Here is a 22680-nt window from a genome sequence, read left to right as displayed (position 1 = left end):
CTACGACAAGATATTGGTTCCGGACTCTGGTGCCCTTGCCTCTTCAGCCTGTTTGCGGATATCGTCATTTTCGCTGGAGACATCATCGTGAACGGTTGCACGCTTAATGCGAACACCGTCGTCTCCCGGTTTAACTGTGTTGCTGACTGTTTCTGGCGTTTGCTGCGGCTTAATCTCATTCCCTGACTGGCTGATGATTGGTACGCCCTGAGGGAAAATCACTTCCCTGGCGTCGTCAGGCATACTGATCCCCTCACGGGTAAACAGTACCACCATATCGCGCATGAGCACCGAGGCCATTTTTACCACACTGGTACTTTCCACATTAATCCAAAAATACACTTTCAGATTGATGGTAGCTGAACCCAGTTCATCCACCAGCACCAATGGCTCCGGGTCGGTTAACACGTTAGGGTGAGCGGCAATCAGCTCCATAGCCAGCTGTTGCGCATGCAGGCAATCGGCATCGTAACCAATACCTAAGGTAAACTGACCACGCATCTTTGGGTTGGCGGTCAGGTTTTTGATGGTGCCCTTATAAATGACCGCGTTAGGGATTTGAATATGATTGCCATCAAAATCTACCAGGGTGGTTGCTCGGGTAGTGACTTTCTGAACAACGCCGGTGTAGTTATTAATTTGCACCACATCATCGATGCGAAAAGGCCGCTGAACGGTGAGCAGTAAACTGGCAATCATATTCTCGGCGATATCCCGAAAGGCAAAGCCGAGAATGAGTCCCAGCACACCGGTACCACTCATTATTGCCACCGCAAACTCGGTGAGCCCGGATAGCTTTAAAAAGATATACAGCGCGAACAGTATCAGCACAAGGCTTATTGCTCGCTGGCTAACCGAACGCAGCAGCGGGCTTGAAGAAAGATAGCCTATGGGTCGGATAAGGGCTGCTGATATACGCCCAGCAAGCCACAGTGTCATTACCAGAATAAGCAGGCCCAGGGCAATCGCCGGGAGCTTAACAACAAAAGCCTGCCAATAGGCGTTTAATGAGATAACCAGTTCACTGGTGGATGATTGCATGGCGGTATTCCTTTGCCCGGGAGTGGTTTCCATTAACTAATAATCTGATACGCCCTGAAAGGATCAGAAGCACACTTAAGCCAGTTGGTGGATTTACCGCTTAAACATCAACAGACCCGCTTTTACCAGCACAAAAGCCAGCAGTCCTGCCAGAGCGCCCATCCAGACAGAATGGATGGGTACAAAAACTATCGCCAGGGCAGCAGTAGAGGAAGCATGTTCGGCGGTGTATAACGGCTCTAACATATCCCAGTAACCCCAAAAATGAATACCAGCTACAGCAACCAGGGCTGACCATAAGGCTGATTTTCCCTGAACGGTGTAATGTAAACCGCTGATAACAGCTACCGGCACCAGTATGAGGTAAGGAAGCGCACGGAACGCCGCAGAAAATAAAAAGCTCCCCAAGGCAAAATAACGGCCGGCTACTGCATAGCCATCATCCACATTGTAATGACCAACCAGCACGGCTACCAGCCAATGAACTGTGACTTCATTAATTAGCACCAGCGCAACACTTATGACCAGCCAATATCCTTTGTGCATAACCCACTCCGGTTTAATGTTGATTCTGCGTTAACTAAAAAAGCGGGCCCACAACTACCCGGACCCGCTGTTTTTTATTCGCCACCCGACTGCCCGGCAACGGCCTTATCAGCAGGCACCAAAGCATGATATTCGGCGCAATCACGTACGTTCTTTTGCACGGTGATCGCCGCAAACAGGCTCAGCACATAGGCCATGGCGAAAAAGCCCTTTTCACTGAGTGCCAGTTCTGCGTTATATAAGCCCACAGCCAGTAGCGCTGTTGCAGCAATAGTGGCAACACCACAGGCAATAACATAAGGACGGGTTACCGCCATGCCGGCCATTTTGTCGCGGATAGTTTTTTGCAATGATACCACCGCAAACAACCCAAATAGCATGACGGTGAGGTAATAGCCTTTTTCGTTTAACTGCATGTAAGCGTTAAACAGGCCAATCAGGTAACTTGCGGCACCAGTAATTAATGCAGCTACAGCGGCGATTCGAAAAGCCTTGGTAGGCACCTGACTAACCGGTTGTTGAATAGACGTATCCATGGTGTTCTCCTTAATTAAATAGCCTGAGTATGGCCATCGGCGTAAAGCACCACGCTATGCTCCGCCAGATTAAATTGCGCTAAAAAACGGGCAATGGTGGTAAAAGTTGCGGTTTGCACCCGGCCCTTGTGATCCGAGGTAGTAATACCGTCGCTGACCATGCTGCCAACCGCGAGTTTAATTGGATTAATACTGACTTTTTGCGGGCTGAAATAAGCCGCATTATTGGCTTTGATTCGTTGTGTATCCGCAGTGTGGTAGATAGCGGCCTGCAGTATATCCAGGGTAAATTCGGTACAGTTCTGACGCTGGCTGTTAAACGGATTAGCCACCACCGAATAACGGGGATTATGCAACCTCAGGTGCTTTTGTTCACTGATGAGATTTATCAGTTGCTGCTGAACCGCGGGGCTTGGAATAACTATTCCGGCCTTAAGCGTTTGTGCGCCCCAAAAGAAGTCCACCGGATAGTCCACGATAATATCACTACGACCCGGATCATCCGCGCGCTGATATAAATTGTGAATGGCATAACCAAATTCGGTTGTGCCATCATCCAGCGTAATCTGGGAATACACGGCGACCGCCGTATGCGTAAAGTGAATGCCTTTGGGCAATTCCTTTTCGGGGCGTCCAACGCGGCCAATAACAAATGCATAGGCCTGATGTTCGGCGGCATAACGTTCTACCTCTTTAGCGAAGCTTATAATCTCTTCGGGCGCAAAAACCGATTTTGATGGTGCCTGACTCCCCGCCTGGGCACCTCCTATCAGACAAAAACACAACAGGCTAATTATCACTCGCATGTTCAGCTCCTTTCGGCAATGGCCAGTTATTGATTGACGGTTTGTTCGATCACGACTTCAGAAGGAGGCGGATCGCGGGTGATAACGCGGGTTGTTATAGTCAGTGGTTTGGTGTTTTCAACATGTTTAGCGTGCAGCGCTTTAACCGACTTATGACTCGCTTCAGCAGCAGAAACAACACTCAGGCCGGTAACAATAACAGGCGCTGCTACCACCGCACTGGCAACGGCGGCAGTAGTTGAAACGCCTTCGACACTGGCCAGCACACTGTGTTTACTGGCTTGTCCGCTGTGGTCTACCGAATCGGCAGCCATAGCACTGTGTGACATCACTAAACTGGCAATTAACGTACAGATAAATTTGTTCATAGCAATATTCCTTCATTGGTTGGTTCCTCATCAAATTAATCCCAGGTACAAAATATGTAAACTCGATTTAATTTTGTAGTATATTTCAACACCAAAGGTATCGGAATTTAATACTATGAGCCAAATTAAGCAGGTTACGCAGCGACTAAAGCAGTTACTTAAAGAACAAGGAATGACCTATAAAAGCCTGTCGGCACAACTGGGTCTGAGCGAGGCCAGCGTGAAACGCTGTTTCTCTCAGCAAAGCTTCACATTGGAACGACTGGAACAGGTGTGTGAAGCCCTGGGTATAACACTGAGCGATGTGTTTATTCAGGTGGCACAGACCCAACCTAAAGTGTCGCAGCTCTCAGAATCCCAGGAGCGGGAATTACTGGAAAACCCAAGATTGTTGCTGGCGGCCGTATGTGTTCGGGATGGTTGGCAGTTTAATGAAATTATCGGCCATTATGATATCAGCGAGACCGAAGCGGTACGTTTGATGGTAAAACTAGACCGCTTAAAGCTCATTGAGTTTTTGCCGGGTAACCGTTACCGCCTGCTCATAGCACAGGATTTTCGCTGGATCCCTGGCGGTCCGCTGGAACGCTTTATGGAACAGGAAGTGATGGTGAAATTTATGGCGCCAAAGAAAAACGAACCCTGGACTTTCCGCTTTTACCTCAGGGGCCGTTATTCACAAAGTTCGGTGGAAATCATTCAGCGGCGACTTAATCAGCTGACCCGTGAAGCCGCCGAACTTAACGAAGAAGATGCCAGGCTGCCCATCAGCGAGCGGACCCATATGGGCCTGCTTATGGCTATGCGCCCCTGGGAACCCTCACTGTTTGAAGCTATGCGACGTTCTTCTCCAGGATCAGCGCGATAACGTCATTGCTGTAACCGTCATCGGTTTTATATTCGCGATAGCCTTTTGATACGGCATAACCTATGACGTACTCCTGATCCTGCAAAACATAAATCCCAGCCCCCTGATTGCCTTTTTCCTGCTGCAACAGGCTGGCTGGTAATGCCAGTTGATCGCCCGCTTGCCAAAGCGAATTGTCACTACCGGAAATGACTTTGCCATGGCGATCGATAAATAACCCCATCCGTTTAGCGCCATGAGGTTTAAGCACATCGTTAAGCATATGCTGAAATTCCGGCTCGCTATCGAAAACCAGCCCAATACCTCCTACAGCCCGGCCATTATCGAGCACCGCCGCATTATAAATATAGGTGGGGCGCTGCTCATAGTATTCGGCGTTATTAAATCCGGACACCACGTATTGCTGTGTACTGTTCAACCCCAGCACACCGCGCCAATTGGTTTCTTCGGGAACCGTAGTTCCTACATAAGCCTGTAAAGCGGGCTGCGATACCGCGACCACTGTGCCGTGGCTGTTGTAGACATAAATCCCCGTGTACACGGTATACAGGCCGTTAATATAAGCAAGGATCGCCGTTAACTGATTGGTTTCACTATCGTGACATTCGCCTGCACTTAACAAACGGACTATATGCTCGGTAAGTGCCCACCAGCGGCAGTCATTGGCGCGCTCATATAAATTACGATCCATAATATCAATGGCCAGCGTTGCCTGTGATCCCAGGGTGTTGTAATGAGTGTTAAGGGCCGTCGACATCAGTTGGCTGACAGAACGGCTAAAGATAGACTGCATTTTACGGCCAATTTGCCGGATTTCTTCCAGAATGGGGATAAATTCATCAGCATCGCTTCGAGCCGCCGCGATGCGCCCATTAAGCACAACCAGATCCAAATCGTCAGTAACGATTTTAGCCCGGCGCTGAATGCCACTCAGCGTGGCCGAAAAGCCCTGCCAGCGATTGACATCGTCGTCATTAGTCTGGCTTTGCGAAACCGGCTGTTCAATGGTTTTGGAAAAAGGGATCAGCACACATCCCTGCCAGTTCAAACCGGTGTATCCCTGGTAACCACGGGTTGGCGCAACCGTACAAAAATACTGGTGGTTAGCGAAAGAGACCAGCTGTAACTGCTCCTTGGCGCGGATGCGAATATCACTACCGGCTAAACTGCTATCGGTAGACACTAACACATTACCCTTTTCGTCTAGCAGCGACATGATGGTGCCGCTGTAATCGTTGAGCTCGGCAAAAAGTGTGGCCATCTCGTCTTCAAGTTTGAAACTTAAACACAACACGCCCAATCTCTCGCCGCTTTCGGGATCTTTAACCGCAGCCAGAAATAAAGAAGACAAGCGTTTTTGCGGGCAGATAGACGAATAACGACAAATTTCGACATATTCCTGCTCACCATTGAGGACGTCAAACACCACCGGATCAATACCCAACTGTGCTGCTACAGCAGTATTCATACGCGCTTTAACAGACCCGTTATTGTCGAACAGGATGACATCATCATAAACCGAATATTTCGCAGCGTATTCCAGCAAATGCTGCTGCATTGATTCGGTATCAGCAGGATGAATCTGAGCAGACTGTAAAAATGCAATAATGTTAGCGTCTGTGGCCAGAAACCCCACATCGGCGGTACGTTCAAACAGGTTACGGTTGGGAATATCAATCAGTGTCTGGGCCATCGCCAGATACTTATCCCCTACCTGCTGAATTTGCTCGGATAACAGGTTGTCGATTAACAGTTCCTGCAACTCTGCGAATTCCGCTTTGGTTTCCAGCATATTTGATAACAGACTCTGCGGCACATTCAGGCTGTTGATCTTGCCCACCAGCGCTACTTTGTCCCACCAGCGGTTCAGATTGGTCAAATTGTTCTGATGCTCGGTGAGCGTTGGAAAAACGGCGCGTAAGTGAGTACTGTTTCGAGTATTGAGGATATCCATTGCCTACCGCCTACAACTTTAGTATAAGTTATTGTTTCTTAGTAAAATACAGCACGTCTTTTATACCAAATCGCGGCAACATATATTGTATAACTTATGTAAAACAATATATCTTTTTGCTATAGCTATTAGCTATCAGCAGCTCAGTTTGCATAAAAATGAGTTTTGCTGCTGTTTTAGACCATGACAGAAATTCGCCCCTGAGTTACCCTACACCCAATGTGATAGTGGAAAGGAATGTGAGTGGCTGAAGCGATTGAGTCGAATTACGCACGGGGGCAACTGCGCGAAATAAATCAGGCCTTGTCTGAGGGCCGTTTTGTCTCGGTACGTAAGCATTTGCACGAGCTGCCGCCCAGCGACGTCGCGCACATTCTGGAATCCAGCCCCACCAAAACCCGTGACGACCTGTGGGAATTACTCGACAGTGATTTTCACGGTGATGTTATTGAAGAACTCTCCGAAGAAGTCCGTAACGGTATTATTGCTAAAATGATGCCTGCAAAGGTCGTTGATGCCCTGGAAGACATGGACACCGACGATTTGGCCGAAACCTTATCGAGCCTGCCGGAAGAAGTGCTACAGGATGTATTACAGTCGATGGATGCCCAGGATCGTCACCGGGCAGAACAAGCGATGTCCTACGGCGAGGAAACCGCCGGGTTCATCATGAACACCGATACCATCACCCTGCGCCCGGAAGTCTCCATTGATGTGGTATTAAGATATCTGCGCTTAAAAGGTGATCTGCCGGAAAATACCGATACCTTCTACGTGGTCAGTCGCTCCGACAACCTGGTGGGAATTGTCCCGGTAGCCCGCCTGTTAACCACGGATCCTGATGCTACCGTTGCGGATGTCATGGACGAAGAGCCCGAAGCAATTCCGGTTAATATGCCCGATGATGAAGTGGCCAGCATGTTCGAACGTTATAACTGGTTATCTGCCCCGGTTGTCGATGATAAACATCGCCTGGTGGGTCGGATAACCATTGATGACGTGGTAGATATTATTCGTGAAGATGCTGAGCACTCCATGATGAGTATGGCCGGTTTGGATGACGAAGAAGATACCTTTGCCCCGGTCTGGCAAAGTACCCGTCGTCGCTCGGTGTGGCTGGGCGTGAATTTGTTAACCGCACTGATGGCGGCGGCGGTCAGCGATTTGTTTGAAGCCACTTTAAGTCAGTTAGCCGTGCTGGCAATCTTAAATACTATCGTCCCCAGTATGGGTGGCGTAGCCGGTAACCAAACACTGACACTGGTTATCCGTGGTATGGCGCTGGGCCATGTGAACCCATCTAACGCCCGCTGGCTGATTTCAAAAGAGTTAGCTATCGGCTTGCTGAACGGGGTAATCTGGGCCGTACTCATCGCCACGGTCATTGCCACCTGGAAACAGGATTTCATGCTCGGTGTTATTATCGCGTTTGCGATGCTGATGAACATGATTGCCGCGGCCTTATCTGGTGCCACGCTGCCAATCGTCATGAAGAAACTGCGGATTGATCCGGCACTGGCCGGCAGTGTAATTCTAACCACCATCACCGATGTAGTAGGGATCTTTGCCTTTTTGGGCACCGCAACACTGTTTTTGGTGTAAATCGCAGTGCTTCAAAAAACGCTTTACACCCAAGATAACATGCAAGGGGCTCGCCGATATTTGCTACGCAAATTCGGGGATGGCCTTTGGTTAAAAGAAAAGATTAAATACATTGTCTGCGATGAAAGGTCGTTGTTAAAACAACCTGCTTTTGTTTTTGGTTCTTTATATCGCGAAATACTGGTGTCTGGCAGATTAAGTAAAAGCGAAGAGGCGTCATGGATGACGGCTCCGGCCAGCGCGGGCAGGATGCTCGCTCTGGACGATAGATTTTACCTGCCCGACACCAGTATGCTTCTTCGCGGTTAAAGAACTGGAGGTGTCCAGAGGGGAGCCACCTCCCCTCTGGGTGTCGTCGGCACCCCGACAAAAAGCAGAGAAAAGCACTTATATTGAACTTTATCGTGGACTTAAAAACTCATTTTCAGCCCGCGACAACATCCTTAGAAACTCCCGGGCTGACAATCGTTATGCGCTTTGCGCTAACAGCAAACAAGCACTGTTAAACTTATACCCAACGCCCCAGACTGTTTCCACCAGATTCACCCCGGCTGCCGTTTTACCCAGCTTGGAACGCAGGCGGTTAACGTGACTGGCGACAGTGTGTTCAAAACCGCCGTAGTGATAACCCCAGACACAGGTTAACAGCTGCTCCCGGGAAAATACCTGATCAGGATGGCTGGCCAGAAAATGCAGCAACGAAAATTCTTTAGCAGTAAGGGGCAAGCACTTTCCGTCAAGCTCAGCCCGATGATAGCTGTTGTCGATAGAAAACGAGCCAATCCGAATTGGCTTTTGACCGTTATTATCTTGCTGCAGGCGATGCTCAACACGTCGCAACTGCACCCGAATCCGGGCCTGTACCTCGGCCGGGTTAAACGGATATTCAATATAATCCTGCGCACCCAGCTCAAGACCCATAATGCGTTCTGCATCGCAACCGTTATGGGCCATAAGAATTATCGCGCTGTCGGGAAGATTCAGCTGGAGCTGACGAATTAATTCAACATGCTCTGACAACGGTAAGGAAGCATCGATGAGCACCACAGGATAACGCTTTTGCAAACATCGCTGAATGACACCGGCTGAAGCACATACTATGTCACAGTCTTCACTGACTCGTTTTATGCACATCAATAACTGGGCACTGCGTTGACGATTATCGCTGACAATTAAAATCATTCCCTCTCCCGGCTTACTTTTTACAGGCTGTATCGATAGCCCGCTTACCTGTTATTACTTCAACAGACCGGCAGAGGGAGTATTTTATTCCACGTTTTATTCAATCCGGGTAATGGTGACTTTTACCGCCGGATTATCAAAACGATGTTCGCTTTTCAGTACCGATATTGACAGTCCATCATCTTCCGTTACAACGCCGGGATGGAAACTAACGACATCAGCGTCATCACGTTCACTGTTAAACCCTTCCCCACCGTCAGCCGGACCGGGGATCGTCCCCTGCATTTCTGAGTTAGCTTCGGTACCGGCATCAAGCACAGGAAGCATCATGGTCACCGAATCCTGAACTGCCAAAGCCGCTAAGGAATAACCGGTAATACCAACAAATGCGTCATTGGTATTTACCAACATAGTCGCAATACTCAAATACGCATCTGCCTCATTTTGAACTGTCACCGTGATGCTTTCGTCATTACCAGGAAGAATGGGCGCAGCACCGCTAGCGGAGGCCAGGACGCCAGCTGTAGCCAGAAATTCACTGTTGTCACCGCCTTCTGCCAGCAACTCCAACGAATCCGAGGCGGGCATGCCTACCTCCCACATCACGGCGTCAGCGTGCAAAGTAACGCCAACAGGCGAAAGTGGTTGCCCCTGGGTAATATTTTGCACTGTCAGCTCATAGCTGTAAGAAATGTCAGGGGGTGGCACAGGCGCCGGGTCGTTGTCATCATTGTGATCACAAGCCGCTAATGTCAGACAGCTTAACGCGACTAAGGATAGTCCGAATCGTTGTTGTAAAGCCATGGGACCTCCTATTCAGACACTGTTACAGTTACCATGGCAACAGGATTTAGCCAGCGCTGTACCGTATTATTAATATCAGAGTGCCCCCCTGCTGCATCGTCATCGCCGAGGCTACCAGGGTGAATATGCACAAACCCACTGTTAATAACATTAGTCACACCACTACCTCCGGTGCCAACCAGATCCTCAAGAGGAGGAGGAACAGGCATACCCGGAACACCTGGTGCGCCACCGCCACGAATTTCGTCATTGGCTTCAGTTCCGGCATCATAAGCGTTAAGGTAAATAGTATAGGTGCCGGGTTCCTGGGGGATAGGCCAGGCATCCAGGCCAATAAATCCATCATTAGTGGGTAACATCATCGCAACCACTGACAACGCCGTATTGCCATCGCTGGTTGATAACATGGTTGTGGTAGAGGCCGCAGGCATCAGTAAACCTGCCGCCGGGTTTTCTGCATTGTCTGCGTTCATCGCCATTGCTGAAGCAGCTAAACCAGAAATATCTCCGCCCTCTGCCATTGCCTGAATGTCACTGCCAGGAAGCTGTCCTACCGAGAACAGGTGATGTTCCGGAACATGAGCCGAAACCAGAATAGGCGTAAAATAAATACCTCTTGTCAGGTTTTGTACCGTAATTTCAAGCTCAGCGGCCTGAGCATAACTGCCGACCGCAGCAAAACCGCTGGCAACCAATAGTGATGTTAATTGCTTAAGTTTCATAAATTTCCTCGCACATTGTTGGTCTTCGGCTACACCAGGCAGGCACGAAAACAAGCTGTAATAGTCTTTGAGTAAATTGGATGAGACAGCTGGCGCAGCGTTAACTCATCCGAACAGGACTAAGCATGGCGGAAAAATCTCGCAAAACTTTCACGGAAAGATCACAAAATCACGTCAGGTTTTGGGACAAGGATTTAATCAGCGAAAACGCTGATGCGGGATGTCAGAGCGGTATTGAAGTGATACAAAAGAAAAAAGTAACGCCTACCTGGTGGTAAACGTTACTTTTATAATAAAACAATACTAGCTTACGCTTTTTTGCGACGGAATCCCGCCATGCCCAGAAGACCCAGACCCATTAAGCTCAGTGCAGCAGGTGCAGACACTTCACTAGGCTGTACTGTAGGTCCCTGACCAACATCAATTAGTTCCTGGTCAATACCCTGAGTAAAGTCAAAGAAGTTATCATATGGGTCATCATCCATTAGCTGGAAAACCATTTCTTCAGTGCTTTCTAAACTGGTTAACAGTTCGTCTAACAGTGCAGTATCTGTGCTGGTAAACCAACCGGTATCCAGGGTATCATCGCGGAAACCACCACCGCTTTGCGCACCCAGAACTGCACCCGCCCCATTAGTCCATTCTGCGTTTACATCGCTCCATGAACCAAAGCTTAAACCATTTATCAGCAGCAGGTTATCGTCTTCGTCAAAATCACCAGTTGCAGTATCACCATCCCAGAGTGTGAAACGGAACGAGGCACCAGCAAGACCACCACCAAGTGCTGCGGTTACTGCCGCATCGAAACCGGTCTGTATACCCACAGTTCCCGGGTTACCCTGGTAAGGGGCCGGAGATCCAGTATCATAAAAACCCACAAAAAGGTTGCTTGCAGCTAACTGGCTTATAATGTGAGTACCATTGGTACCCAATAAATCTACTACCACGCCACCAATGGTAGACGCGCCAACTGTTGTTACATCAAAGCCTAAGCCTGATGTATCAGTAAGTAATGTGGCATTGCTAGAGCCAGCAAATAATGCTGCGCTCAAAAATATTGCCTTTTTCAACATGGTTTTGTTCCTTGTACAATTAATACTATCGTAGCACCTGTAACAAATGCACAGTGTTGTAGCAGATATCATACCAAAAAACAAAAGCCTATAAAAATCAAAACTTTAAAAACATCCAAAGATCAAAAAAAAGACAAATTGTATAAAAATCTGACAATAAAAAAGCGTTAATCGCTATGCAATTAACGCTTTTTTCAGGTAACTGAAATAGCAGTAAAACCGACTATTTGATGATTTTCAGATTAGGTTTACCGCGTGGTTTGGGTGGCGTTTGTGGTGGTACTTCCGCATCCGTTTTCGCTTCTTCAAGCACCGGAGCTTCGCTACCTGCGCTGTCATCTGCCGGCATCCCTTCCGGAGCAAACACAGTTCCGGCACCGTTTTCCCTGGCATATATCGCGAGTACCGCTTCACAGGGCATGCTCAGACTACGGGGTTGTCCGCTAAAACGGGCCTGAAAGGACAAACCGTCCTTATCCAGATAAAAGTTTACGCAGGCAGACGGTGAGATATTCAGTACTATCTGACCGTCCTGCACAAATTCCTGCGGTACATCAACCAGGCTATTTGTCGCGTCTACAACAATGTAGGGAGTCAGATCGTTATCAACAATCCAGTCGAAAAACGCTCTTAACAAATAAGGTTGGTTGGAGGTCATTTGACTCATAGCGGGTTATGAATTTCCCGTTCCTGATCGGTCAGTGACGCTTTAAACGAACTTCTTGAGAAGATGCGATTCATATAAGCATGAATGTCTTTAGCGCCAGCGCCGGACAGTTCGATACCCAGTGCAGGTAAACGCCATAACAGCGGTGCCAGGTAGCAATCAACCAAACTGAATTCTTCGCTCATAAAATAAGGCATTTCGGCAAACACAGGTGCCAGGCTTAACAATGCTTCGCGTAAATCATTTCGGGCAGTGGCAACGTCACCTTCGCCACGGAAGATTTGCGCAGCCAGGCTATACCAGTCCTGCTCGATGCGATGCATCATCAGGCGGCTTTGGCCTCGGGAAACCGGGTAAACAGGCATTAATGGCGGATGAGGAAAACGTTCATCAAGGTATTCCATGATGATATGCGACTTATACAGCACTAATTCACGATCAACCAGCGTGGGGACCGTACCATAGGGGTTCAGCTCCATCAGGTCTTCTGGCAGTTTGGTGGGATCAGTGTAGCTGATTTCAACGCCAACGCCTTTTTCGGCCAAAACAATACGAACCTGATGACTATAGATGTCAATCGTGTCTGAGAACAACGTCATTATTGAACGCTTATTCGCGGCTACGGCCATTCATTCTCCTCCGAGATACATTAAATCGAGTATTGCTGCACGTTTTTTACACGCAGCAGAAAGTAAAAAAAGGGGGCGAGACGCCCCCTGTCATTTAGTATACTATAAAACGCTGGCGATTAGTGAACGTCACGCCAGAATTCTTTCTTCAGCATGAAGACGAATACAAACAGCACCAGAATAAAGATCAGCACCCATTTACCTATAGACTCTGACTCTAAACGGAAGGGCTCGCCGGTGTATTCCAGGTAGTTAACCAGGTCTAGTACCGCTTGATCGTATTCTTCGGTACTCAGTGCACCGTCACCATCGGTTTTGATACCAGCATGACGAGTCACTTTTTCACCATCAACCATGGCTTCTTCTTCGGCCATGCGAGGCGTACCTTGCAGTGGTTGCAGCACATGCGGCATACCTACTTCAGGGAATACCGTGTTGTTAACACCAAATGGACGTGACTCATCTACGTAAAATGAACGCAGGTAAGTGTAAATCCAGTCAGCGCCACGTACACGAGCTACCAGGGTTAAATCCGGCGGTGCCGCACCAAACCACTGAGCAGCAGATTCGGCTGGCATAGAGCGCTCGATGTAATCAGAGATTTTCTCGCCAGTGAACTGTAAGTTTTCCTGCGCCAGATCTTCAGGAATACCTAAATCGTTAAAGGTACGCTGATAACGCTGGTACTGCTGGCCGTGACAGCCAAGACAGTAGTTCATGAATAATTTAGCACCACGCTGTAACGATGCTTTATCGCTCAGATCATAGTTAGCTTTGTCCAGATGAACGTTTCCGCCAGCGGCCAGTGCCATCCCAGGCAGCAGCAACGCCAGTGCAAATATTAGTTTTCTCATTTAGGGATCCTCGCTGGTACAGGCTTAGTTGTTTCATTTTTACTGTAGATAAACAGCAGGATGAAGAAACCGAAATACATAACCGTTAAGATTTGCGATGCAGTAATCTTCCAGTTTTCCTGTGGTGTACCACCTAAGTAACCTAAGAAGATAAACACAATGGCAAACACAATCAGGTTCAGCTTGTGCAGACCACTGCGATAACGCCACGACTTAACTGTACCGCGGTCGAACCAAGGCAGCAGGAACAGGAAGATGATCGCACCAAACATGGCGATTACACCAAACAGCTTATCCGGTACCGCTTTCAGAATCGCGTAGAACGGCGTGAAGTACCAAACCGGGAAGATATGCTCAGGCGTTTTCAGCGGGTTAGCAATTTCAAAGTTTGGATGCTCAAGGAACTTACCGCCCATTTCCGGCGCGAAGAACATAATGTAAGTAAACGCCGCCAGGAAGATACAGAAAGCCACTAAGTCTTTCAGTACGATGTGCGGGAAGAAAGGTACGATATCATCAGCAATGTCGTACTTACTGGTGTAGTACTCGTGAATTTCGAATTTGGTTTTTTCGTCTTCTGACAGGCTGCCTTTCTTGTGCTTGATAGCCACGCCGTCAGGGTTGTTAGAACCCACTTCGTGCAGCGCAATAATGTGCAGGAATACCAGAATTACGATAACCAGCGGCAGTGCAATAACGTGCAGTGCAAAGAAGCGGTTAAGTGTGGCACCAGAGATTACGTAGTCACCCTGAATCCACTGAACTAAGTCAGGACCAATCACCGGAATCGCACTGAACAGTGATACGATTACCTGAGCACCCCAGTAAGACATCTGACCCCATGGCAGTACGTAACCCATAAAGGCTTCAGCCATCAGTGCCAGGTAAATCAACATACCGAAGATCCACAGTAATTCACGTGGTTTCTGGTAAGAACCGTAAATCATACCGCGGAACATATGCATGTAAACCACGATAAAGAACGCAGAAGCACCGGTACTGTGCATGTAACGGATAATCCATCCGTAGTCGATTTCACGCATGATATATTCAACTGACGCGAAGGCACCTTCTGACGTCGGGTTGAAGTTCATGGTTAACCAGATACCGGTTACGATTTGGTTAACTAATACGATGGTGGCCAGAAATCCGAATACGTACCAGAAGTTCATGTTACGTGGGGCCGGATACTGGATAGCGTGCATGTTGGCTACACGCATCATTGGGATACGTGCTTCAATCCAGGCTAGAAATGCTTGCATGTTACGCAACCTCCGCTTCTGAACCAATGATCACTGTTGTGTCATCAACAAACTGATACGGTGGAACAACCAGGTTTAATGGTGCAGGCACGTTTTCAAAAACGCGACCAGCCATATCGAACTTAGAACCGTGACACGGACAGAAGAAACCATCCGGAACACCTTCTACGTATTCTTCAAAAGCACCATCTTTCATATGTTGTGGAGAGCAACCAAGGTGCGTACAAATACCTACCAGGATGAGGTATTCCTCTTTCATTGAGCGCCACTGGTTTTTCGCAAACGCAGGTTGCTGCTCGTTTTCAGAGGCTGGGTCACGTAACTTGTCTTCGTGTGTAGCAAGTTCAGCCAGGATTTCTGGCGTACGACGTACGATCCATACCGGCTTGCTTCGCCACATTACACGAATCAGCTGGCCAGGTTCGATTGCGCTGATATCAACCTCAACGTCAGCACCGGCCGCTTTCGCTTTTGCACTCGGATTCCAGGACGCAACGAAAGGTACAGCTGCACCTACTACACCCACACCGCCTACAACCGATGTCGCAACGGTCAGGAACCGACGACGCGGATTGTCTTGCGGTTTGTCATCACTCAGCGCAGACTCTTTTGCATCTACAGATACATTGCTCATCCACTTTTCTCCAGGTTTTGGATAATATGAAAACCCGTAACCCTGCGCCACAGGCGGGATTAACAGGCTTTCATTAAACTTGTCGTGTCCAGTTTACTTCATCATTTGCATAATGCTGCTTTCCGGCACGAAAGATTGTCATAATTTTCGACCGAAAATGATAAAAGAAAACCCCCTCAAAACACAAGGAATTACTGGTATTAACTGGATAAATATTTGCGCCAAATCAGCTTGGATAACCGGCTTGAGACGAAAGTCGTAGTAAGGTTGGCGGGCGCATACAAATTATTTACATTTATTTATCACAAACCAGCAAGCCTGCCTGAGGTGATTTTTTAATAAACGAAATCAGACGCAATTACAGGCATAAAAAAACCCGGTATAAACCGGGTTTTTGCAATCCAAAAACGTATTAACGTTTTGAGAATTGTGGTTTCTTACGTGCTTTATGAAGACCCACTTTCTTACGTTCAACGCGACGAGCGTCACGGGTAACGAAGCCAGCTTTACGCAGTGCTGGACGCAGTGTTTCGTCATATTCCATCAGTGCACGGGTAATACCGTGACGGATAGCACCAGCCTGACCGTTAGAACCACCACCTTTAACAGTGATGTACAGGTCAAACTTTTCAGTCATTTCTACCAGTTCCAGTGGCTGACGAACAACCATGCACTCGGTTTCACGACCAAAGTACTCGTCAAGAGCACGTGAGTTTACTGTGATGTTTCCTGAGCCTGGACGCAGGAATACACGAGCAGTAGAACTTTTGCGACGGCCAGTGCCGTAATATTGAGTATCTGCCATGTGATAAGCTCCTTAAATGTCCAAAACTTGAGGTTGTTGTGCAGTGTGCTTGTGCTCGGTACCCGCGTAAACTTTCAGTTTGCGGAACATAGCGCGGCCCAGAGGACCTTTAGGAAGCATACCTTTAACCGCTTTTTCAAGCACCATTTCTGGCTTGTGAGCGATTAATTTCTCAAAGTTAGTTTCTTTCAGACCACCTGGGTAACCAGTGTGAGCGTAGTACATTTTGTCCTTCGCTTTGTTACCAGTTACAGCGATCTTTTCCGCGTTGATTACTACGATGTAGTCACCAGCATCAACGTGCGGAGTGTACTCAGGCTTATGCTTACCACGTAAACGCAGTGCGATTTCTGAAGCCAAGCGACCAAGAGTTTTGTCTGTGGCGTCTACCACATACCAGTCACGTACAACCGTTTCTGGCTTTGCAACAAAAGTTTTCATTTTTAAAATTCACCCGAAAAATATTCGTCGTTACTTGGTTAAAAGTCTCAAATGAGGCCTTTAAACCACCTAAAATCAATCTTGTGACCCCTTCGAGTCCATTGATTCTTCCACCTTCCCACAGGTGGGTGTAACTGGGCAGGGCGCGAATTATACAGCATTTGCACAAAAAGCATACCCCTAAATTGGCAAAAAAATAAATTGGCTGAAAGTGAATTCATCAACTAACTTTAACAACGAAATTGTCCTTATTTTGTTGTATATGAAAGCATTTTCTATTTTGTTTTGGCTCATTCCGAGCATTTTCACCAGCTTATCTGCACAGGCCGTCCCTGAACAGGTTATTTTTACCCGCGCCTTTGCAGACGAGCACTACGATTATTATCACGCGCAAATTTTACAGCGTGCGCTGCAGCTCACCCCCGAATTTGGAGAGGCCGAGGCCATGCCCCATCCCCACCCCATGTCTCAGGCCCGGCAAATCATGAAGTTAAAAAGTGGTGAGGGGCAAGTGATGTGGAGTGCCACCTCCGACGAACGGGAAAAACAACTGTTGCCGGTGCGTTTTCCGCTCCTACAAGGGCTTGCGGGGTACCGGGTGCTGGTAATCCACAAATACAAACAGGCTAACTATCCCCGGGAAATCAGTCTTGAACAGTTGCAGTCTTTTCTTGGCGTGCAAGGGGCAGACTGGCCCGATTTAAACGTGCTCCAATACAACGGATTTAAAGTGGAGGGCGAGCCCTGGAGCCTTTGGTTTACCAGTATGTTTATTGCCGTTCAGCGGGGTTTGGTTGATTATTTCCCGAGAAATGTCATTGAAGTCACCAAAGACCTGGAACGCCATGCAGATAAGAACATCCGGCTGGAAGATAACCTTATGCTGCATTATCCCAACTACGAATACTTTTTTGTTTCACCTGAGTACCCACAATTGGTCCGGCGTATTGAGACCGGCTTGCTCCGCATGCTGCAAAACGGTGAGTTAAAAGAGTATTTTTACAAACACGAAAATCACCGCAGGGCGATGTCACTGGTCACCGACAAATCCCGAAAAGTGTTTGAGCTGGACAACCCGGCTCTCACCATCACCTTTGCTGAGCCATTATGGGCCATTGACCCGGGGCCTATGGAGAAATATCTCATCGACAAGCTTGGCAAAGAGGCCGTTACTCCTGGCTCTTAACCTGTTGCCAGAGTTGCTCCAGTTCATCCAGTGAATGCCCGGTTAAGCTGCCCTTTTGGCCAATGGCCATGGCTTCTACCGTTGCAAAGCGGCGGGCAAACTTCTGGCTGGCGCGTCGTAGTGCGGCGTCTGCGTCAACGTTACAATGACGAGCCAGATTAACCATGGCAAACAGCGCATCGCCTATCTCGGCTTCCAGCGCCTGCTGGTCGCGTTCCGGCGCATCCAGTTCGGCCTGAATTTCAGCCACTTCCTCACGTACTTTATCCGCCACCGGTGTTACCGACGGCCAGTCGAAGCCTACCGTGGCGCACTTTTTCTGTATTTTCTGAGCATACATTAACGCGGGCAAACCCCGCGGCACGCTATCGAGTAATGCGTTTGACTGGGCTGTTTTTTCAGTGGCTTTAATCGCTTCCCACTGCGTTGATAACTGGCTTTCGTCGGTTTGCCTGTCGGCAAAAACATGGGGATGACGCCGCACCATTTTGTCACTGATAGCGTTGGCGATATCAGTAAAGTCAAAACTGTCCTGCTCTTTACCGACTTGCGCATAAAACACAATCTGAAACAGCAAATCGCCCAGCTCATCCTTAATTTCTTCAGGAGCGCCCCGCTCAATAGCATCCACCGCCTCGTAGGCTTCTTCTATGGTGTAGCGGGTCAGCGACTGCATGGTTTGCTTTACGTCCCAGGGACAACCTTTTTCAGGGTCCCGCAGTCGCGCCATCACCACCAACAAACGTTCCAGCGCGGCTGCCGGATTAGTGGGCTTTGCGGCGAACATCAATCACGTCCTTTAACTGACGTAAACGGGTAGTCAGTCTGTTCAGAGCTTCAAGGTCCAGCACTTCTACCGAAACAGAAATTAACGCCGTGTGATTTTTCTTATCACTTAAACTATTCACACCCAGCAGGGCGACGCCTTCATTAGCCAGTACAGTGGTGATATCACGCAACAATCCGGTGCGGTCATTACATTCGATATCCAGATTGGCTTCGTAGCCAACACTGAGATCTTCTGACCAGTTAACCTCAATTTGTCGCTCCGGATGCTGGTTAAGCAGGTTTTGTAACTGCTCACAGCTTTCCTTGTGCACACTAACGCCGCGCCCCTGCGTGATATAACCAAGAATGTGATCGCCCGGTACCGGGTGACAACAATTGGCCAGCTGACTCATCAGATTACCCACGCCCTGTACCACAACGCTGTCAGGCTTGTTCTTGCCACGGGCAGCCTTGCGGGTTTTCAGTTTGGGGCTGAGTTCTTCTTGCGGCGGCGGTGCCAGCAATTGTTGCAGGTGATTGACCACCGACATGACGCGGATGTCACCAGCACCAATGGCTGAATGCAGTTCATCTATGCCGTTAACATTAAAGCGTGCACAGGCATCGCTGGCCATTTTGGGCGGAATACCAGCCCGATGCAGTTCTCTTTCCAACAGTTCTTTACCGGCCTGCTGGTTCTTTTCTTTATCCTGCTTTTTAAAGAAACTGTGAATCGTTGCCCGGGCACGGGAAGAATGAACATAACCTAAGCCAGGGTGCATCCAGTCCCGGGAAGGATTAGGCTCTTTACCGGTGAGAATATCTACCTGATCGCCACTTTGCAGCTGGTAGGTAAAAGGCACTATCCGGCCGTTAATTTTAGCGCCGATACAGCGATGCCCCACATTACTGTGAATGTAATAGGCAAAATCCACCGGCGTGGACCCTTGGGGTAAGTCGATAACATCGCCGCGCGGGGTGAACACATATACCCGATCATCAAACACCTGACTGCGTAATTCTTCTACCAGATCGCCGGATTCGGCCACCTCTTCCTGCCACTGCAGAATTTTACGTAACCAGTTAATGCGCTCATCGTAACCCGAGACCTTACCCGTACTACCCTCTTTGTATTTCCAGTGCGCCGCCACACCAAGCTCGGCATCCTGATGCATCTTTTGTGTACGAATTTGAATTTCGACCGGTTTACCCTCTGGCCCCACTATCACTGTGTGAATAGACTGATATCCGTTAGGTTTGGGTGTGGCAATATAATCGTCAAACTCTTTGGGGATATGTTTGAAGTGCGCATGCACAGTCCCCAGCGCCGCATAACAGTCCTGCAAACGTTCGGCGATAATTCGTACAGCCCTGATATCAAACAGCTGCTCAAAAGTCAGGCGTTTTTTCTGCATCTTTTTCCAGATGCTGTAAATATGCTTGGGACGACCGTAGACCTCTGCCTTGATATGTTCGTTATTTAATAAATCCTGCAAATCGTTAACGATATTATCGATGTATTCCGCCCGCTCACGACGCTTACCGTCCAGCTGTTTGGCAATTTGCTTGTAGGTCACCGGGTGCAAGTAACGAAATGCGAGGTCTTCAAGCTCCCACTTTAACTGACCTATGCCCAACCGGTTAGCCAGCGGCGCATAAATGGTGGCGCATTCGCGGGCGACCATAACCCGGGTTTCTTCGTCGGCTTTTTTCACCTGCTGCAGAGCACAAATGCGCTCGGCCATTTTGATCACCACGGCGCGAACATCTTCCACCATCGCCAGCAGCATCCGGCGAATGCTGTCAATGTGCTGCTCATCGGGCGCTGAGAGCTTACTTTGCGATTGTTTGCGGTTGTGCAGCATGCGAATGGCTTCCATTCGCCGCACGCCGCTGATGAGCTGTTCAATTTCTCCGCCAAACTGCTCCAGCACCTCTTCGTCGGTGAGTTCGTGTTGCTGGCAATAGGGGTACACCAACGCCGCCTGCAAAGTGGCATCATCCATGTTGAGCTGATGAAGAATTTCCACCATCTCCTGTCCTACCAGTAATTTGTCCGGCATGTGCGAAATATCACGCAACTTCTGTGCGGTATGCTCAGACAAATTTAAACTGGCCAGCCACTCCTCAAACGGAGGGCGTTGCGCTTCGTGCACTGTGCGGGTCGAAACCATAAGAACCTCTTACCCTTTGCCGGCGCGTTCCATGAGCGCCATCAATTCTATATGCTGGGTATATGGAAACATTTCCATTAAACCGATTTTCGAAATTTGCCACCCATCTTTAAGTAGTGGACCCAAATCCCGGATAAAAGTTGCCGGATTGCAAGATACATACACGACTGACGTAACTTTACTGGTGGCAATTTGCTGGCAAACCGCAAAAGCCCCTTCCCGCGAGGGATCAAGGAGAATTTTGTCATACTTTTTAACCGCCAGCTTATTGAGTTCCTGGCTGTTACTCAGGTCAGCAGTACGCCAGTGAATGTTGTTAATGCCTTGTTGGTGAGCATTTTTCTCTCCCCGTTGCACCATCGTGGAGACCCCTTCAACGGCCGTGACTTCACTCACCCGTTTGGCCAGCGGCAGGGAAAAGTTACCCAGGCCGCTGAACAAATCCAGCACTTTATCTGCGTCAGAAGGTGCCAGCCATTGTATGGCCTGGTCAATCATCGCCAGGTTTACCGCACCATTAACCTGAACAAAATCTTCGGTGGTCACCGCCAGCGAGAGTCCATCGGCGGTTTGGCACCTCAACTCGGAAACCGGCGCGTGCAAGCTCTCGCTGTGTTCACCAAAATCCAACCGTAAGTTAAGCTTATGCTCACGCGCGAAGTCAGTTAACAAGGCCCGGTCTTCGCTGCTTGCCGGTTGAGTAAACCTCAAGGTTACTCCCAGACCATTATCGGCCTTCAGCAAGCTGACATGACCAATAGCAGTGCGCCCCTTAAGCGCAGGTAACACTGCATGTAAAGCGGGCAACAGCTGGTTAAGTTCCGGCTCCAGCACCGGACACTGACTGATATTTACCACGCTGTCACTTCTGGCACTACGGAAGCCCAGACTGAATGGCTTACCTTTGCGGGCATCAATAGCCAGGCGGGTCTTGCGCCGGTACTGTTCTTCAGGGCTAAAAACAGGCGGTTGCCAGGGCAGCGTATCGAGCCCATATTGGTGTCGAATCTGACTATCCAGCGCCTGCTGACGCCAGCTTACAGCCGCTTCACGTTGCACATACTGCAACTGACATCCGCCACACTGGGAAAAAACCGGACAAAAAGGCTGCTGGCGCTGAGGTGCTGCCTCGAGTACTTTTGTCACCTTGCCCTCACAGAGCTGCTTTTTACTGGCGGTGACCGTGACCTGACAGGTTTCGCCGGGCAATGCGCCGTCGACAAATAAGACAGGCTGATGCTGACGGCTGATCCCCCGGCCCCGTGGGTCCCAACTGTCGATAGTGATACTCGCAATACTACTGGGGCGGGATTGTCTGGACTTTGTGCCCGCGCGTTTTTTTCCGCCGCCCTGATAAATACTAACCATTAGCCTCGCTCACAAGGTTTCTAAAATGACTGTGGCAACCGCATAATGTTGCTCATCCGACAAACTAACGTGAGCACTTACTATCCCTCTAACCTTGCACTGCTCAGCAAATTCACCACTGAAATTTAAAACAGGCGCACCGGCTTCGGTATGGCTTACATGGATATGCTGCCAGCTGATCCCCCGCCCGATCCCCGTACCCAGGGCTTTAACAGCGGCTTCTTTAGCCGCAAACCGTTTGGCCAGATAGCGTTCGGGTTGGTTGTGCTCGCAGTACAACTGCCACTCGCCGGGCGTCAGTACGCGCCGCGCCAGACGATCTCGCACGGCTTTATCAGTATCAAAACGGGCAATTTCGACAATGTCGGTACCCAACCCAGCAATCGCCAT

At 49.0% G+C, this 22680-nt stretch carries 26 protein-coding genes; 5 read left to right on the top strand and 21 right to left on the bottom strand.

What is annotated here, in order from left to right:
- The 5 genes from BFC17_RS11980 to BFC17_RS11960 all read right to left on the bottom strand — a co-directional run bounded on the left by BFC17_RS11980 (position 1) and on the right by BFC17_RS11960 (position 3297).
- Positions 1–1041, bottom strand: coding sequence for a mechanosensitive ion channel family protein (locus tag BFC17_RS11980; protein ID WP_229680946.1), 1041 nt, complete (start codon positions 1039–1041; stop codon positions 1–3).
- Between the two features lie 93 nt (positions 1042–1134).
- Entirely contained in the window at positions 1135–1587 is a 453-nt protein-coding gene (locus tag BFC17_RS11975) for a hypothetical protein (protein WP_070176716.1), read from the bottom strand.
- A 74-nt stretch (positions 1588–1661) separates the two neighbouring features.
- Positions 1662–2123, bottom strand: a complete 462-nt coding sequence (gene yiaA, locus BFC17_RS11970) for an inner membrane protein YiaA (RefSeq protein ID WP_070176715.1) — start codon at positions 2121–2123, stop codon at positions 1662–1664.
- A 14-nt stretch (positions 2124–2137) separates the two neighbouring features.
- Positions 2138–2929 (bottom strand): DUF2145 domain-containing protein, encoded by a 792-nt coding sequence (locus tag BFC17_RS11965; protein ID WP_070176714.1) that lies wholly within the window; start codon positions 2927–2929, stop codon positions 2138–2140.
- 26 nt (positions 2930–2955) lie between these two features.
- The gene (locus tag BFC17_RS11960; RefSeq protein ID WP_070176713.1) at positions 2956–3297 is read right to left on the bottom strand and encodes a hypothetical protein; all 342 of its coding nucleotides are present in this window, start codon (positions 3295–3297) and stop codon (positions 2956–2958) included.
- A 115-nt stretch (positions 3298–3412) separates the two neighbouring features.
- Here BFC17_RS11960 and BFC17_RS11955 point away from each other — a divergent pair, with 115 nt between their 5' ends.
- Entirely contained in the window at positions 3413–4165 is a 753-nt protein-coding gene (locus BFC17_RS11955; RefSeq protein ID WP_070176712.1) for a helix-turn-helix domain-containing protein, read from the top strand.
- On the opposite strand, the gene BFC17_RS11950 is transcribed toward BFC17_RS11955, so the two are convergent.
- The gene (locus BFC17_RS11950; RefSeq protein WP_070176711.1) at positions 4131–6119 is read right to left on the bottom strand and encodes a cache domain-containing protein; all 1989 of its coding nucleotides are present in this window, start codon (positions 6117–6119) and stop codon (positions 4131–4133) included. The genes BFC17_RS11955 and BFC17_RS11950 overlap by 35 nt on opposite strands.
- A gap of 243 nt (positions 6120–6362) precedes the next feature.
- Here BFC17_RS11950 and mgtE point away from each other — a divergent pair, with 243 nt between their 5' ends.
- Positions 6363–7721 (top strand): magnesium transporter, encoded by a 1359-nt coding sequence (gene mgtE, locus BFC17_RS11945; RefSeq protein WP_070176710.1) that lies wholly within the window; start codon positions 6363–6365, stop codon positions 7719–7721.
- Positions 7722–7727: 6 nt separating this feature from the next.
- The gene (locus BFC17_RS11940; protein WP_070176709.1) at positions 7728–8030 is read left to right on the top strand and encodes a hypothetical protein; all 303 of its coding nucleotides are present in this window, start codon (positions 7728–7730) and stop codon (positions 8028–8030) included.
- A gap of 159 nt (positions 8031–8189) precedes the next feature.
- On the opposite strand, the gene BFC17_RS11935 is transcribed toward BFC17_RS11940, so the two are convergent.
- The 3 genes from BFC17_RS11935 to BFC17_RS11925 form a co-directional block, all read right to left on the bottom strand.
- Positions 8190–8903, bottom strand: a complete 714-nt coding sequence (locus BFC17_RS11935; protein ID WP_070176708.1) for a response regulator transcription factor — start codon at positions 8901–8903, stop codon at positions 8190–8192.
- A 96-nt stretch (positions 8904–8999) separates the two neighbouring features.
- Entirely contained in the window at positions 9000–9707 is a 708-nt protein-coding gene (locus BFC17_RS11930) for a spondin domain-containing protein (RefSeq protein WP_070176707.1), read from the bottom strand.
- Between the two features lie 8 nt (positions 9708–9715).
- Positions 9716–10429, bottom strand: coding sequence for a spondin domain-containing protein (locus tag BFC17_RS11925; RefSeq protein ID WP_070176706.1), 714 nt, complete (start codon positions 10427–10429; stop codon positions 9716–9718).
- Positions 10430–10554: 125 nt separating this feature from the next.
- Here BFC17_RS11925 and BFC17_RS22545 point away from each other — a divergent pair, with 125 nt between their 5' ends.
- Positions 10555–10707, top strand: a complete 153-nt coding sequence (locus BFC17_RS22545) for a hypothetical protein (protein WP_175439563.1) — start codon at positions 10555–10557, stop codon at positions 10705–10707.
- Between the two features lie 30 nt (positions 10708–10737).
- Here the strand turns inward: BFC17_RS22545 and BFC17_RS11920 are convergent, their stop codons facing one another.
- The 8 genes from BFC17_RS11920 to rplM all read right to left on the bottom strand — a co-directional run bounded on the left by BFC17_RS11920 (position 10738) and on the right by rplM (position 16794).
- A complete protein-coding gene (locus BFC17_RS11920) occupies positions 10738–11502 on the bottom strand; it encodes a hypothetical protein (protein WP_070176705.1) in 765 nt (254 codons plus the stop codon).
- A gap of 223 nt (positions 11503–11725) precedes the next feature.
- Complete coding sequence (locus tag BFC17_RS11915; protein WP_083271702.1) at positions 11726–12169, bottom strand: ClpXP protease specificity-enhancing factor; 444 nt, start codon at positions 12167–12169, stop codon at positions 11726–11728.
- On the bottom strand, positions 12166–12798 hold the full coding sequence (gene sspA, locus BFC17_RS11910; protein ID WP_070176704.1) for a stringent starvation protein SspA: 633 nt from the start codon (positions 12796–12798) through the stop codon (positions 12166–12168). Before sspA ends, BFC17_RS11915 begins: the two co-directional genes overlap by 4 nt.
- Before the next feature lie 119 nt (positions 12799–12917).
- The gene (locus tag BFC17_RS11905) at positions 12918–13652 is read right to left on the bottom strand and encodes a cytochrome c1 (protein WP_070176703.1); all 735 of its coding nucleotides are present in this window, start codon (positions 13650–13652) and stop codon (positions 12918–12920) included.
- Positions 13649–14914: a cytochrome b gene (locus BFC17_RS11900; RefSeq protein ID WP_070176702.1), complete on the bottom strand. Its 1266-nt coding sequence runs from the start codon at positions 14912–14914 to the stop codon at positions 13649–13651. The genes BFC17_RS11905 and BFC17_RS11900 overlap by 4 nt, the downstream gene beginning before the upstream one ends.
- A gap of 1 nt (position 14915) precedes the next feature.
- Positions 14916–15548 carry a ubiquinol-cytochrome c reductase iron-sulfur subunit gene (petA, locus tag BFC17_RS11895; RefSeq protein WP_070176701.1) on the bottom strand — a complete coding sequence of 211 codons (633 nt, stop codon included), beginning with the start codon at positions 15546–15548 and terminating at the stop codon, positions 14916–14918.
- Positions 15549–15960: 412 nt separating this feature from the next.
- Positions 15961–16353 carry a 30S ribosomal protein S9 gene (gene rpsI / locus BFC17_RS11890; RefSeq protein WP_070176700.1) on the bottom strand — a complete coding sequence of 131 codons (393 nt, stop codon included), beginning with the start codon at positions 16351–16353 and terminating at the stop codon, positions 15961–15963.
- A gap of 12 nt (positions 16354–16365) precedes the next feature.
- Positions 16366–16794 (bottom strand): 50S ribosomal protein L13, encoded by a 429-nt coding sequence (gene rplM, locus BFC17_RS11885; protein WP_070176699.1) that lies wholly within the window; start codon positions 16792–16794, stop codon positions 16366–16368.
- Positions 16795–17005: 211 nt separating this feature from the next.
- Between rplM and BFC17_RS11880 the strand changes: the two genes are divergently transcribed.
- A complete protein-coding gene (locus BFC17_RS11880; protein WP_139142066.1) occupies positions 17006–17980 on the top strand; it encodes a type 2 periplasmic-binding domain-containing protein in 975 nt (324 codons plus the stop codon).
- Here BFC17_RS11880 and mazG read toward each other — a convergent pair.
- Genes mazG through acpS form a run of 4 tightly spaced genes read right to left on the bottom strand, consistent with a single transcriptional unit; the run spans position 17964 to position 22680 of the window.
- Complete coding sequence (gene mazG / locus BFC17_RS11875; protein ID WP_070176697.1) at positions 17964–18767, bottom strand: nucleoside triphosphate pyrophosphohydrolase; 804 nt, start codon at positions 18765–18767, stop codon at positions 17964–17966. The genes BFC17_RS11880 and mazG overlap by 17 nt on opposite strands.
- Positions 18745–20922, bottom strand: coding sequence for a GTP diphosphokinase (gene relA, locus BFC17_RS11870; protein ID WP_070176696.1), 2178 nt, complete (start codon positions 20920–20922; stop codon positions 18745–18747). Before relA ends, mazG begins: the two co-directional genes overlap by 23 nt.
- A gap of 9 nt (positions 20923–20931) precedes the next feature.
- Complete coding sequence (rlmD, locus tag BFC17_RS11865; RefSeq protein WP_083271701.1) at positions 20932–22290, bottom strand: 23S rRNA (uracil(1939)-C(5))-methyltransferase RlmD; 1359 nt, start codon at positions 22288–22290, stop codon at positions 20932–20934.
- A gap of 9 nt (positions 22291–22299) precedes the next feature.
- Positions 22300–22680: a holo-ACP synthase gene (gene acpS, locus BFC17_RS11860; protein WP_070176695.1), complete on the bottom strand. Its 381-nt coding sequence runs from the start codon at positions 22678–22680 to the stop codon at positions 22300–22302.

The organism is Marisediminitalea lipolytica, from assembly GCF_001758465.1.
Lineage (GTDB): Bacteria > Pseudomonadota > Gammaproteobacteria > Enterobacterales > Alteromonadaceae > Alteromonas > Alteromonas lipolytica.
The sequence above is the reverse complement of the archived record's forward strand: the minus strand, read 5'-3'. Positions and strand labels throughout refer to the sequence as shown.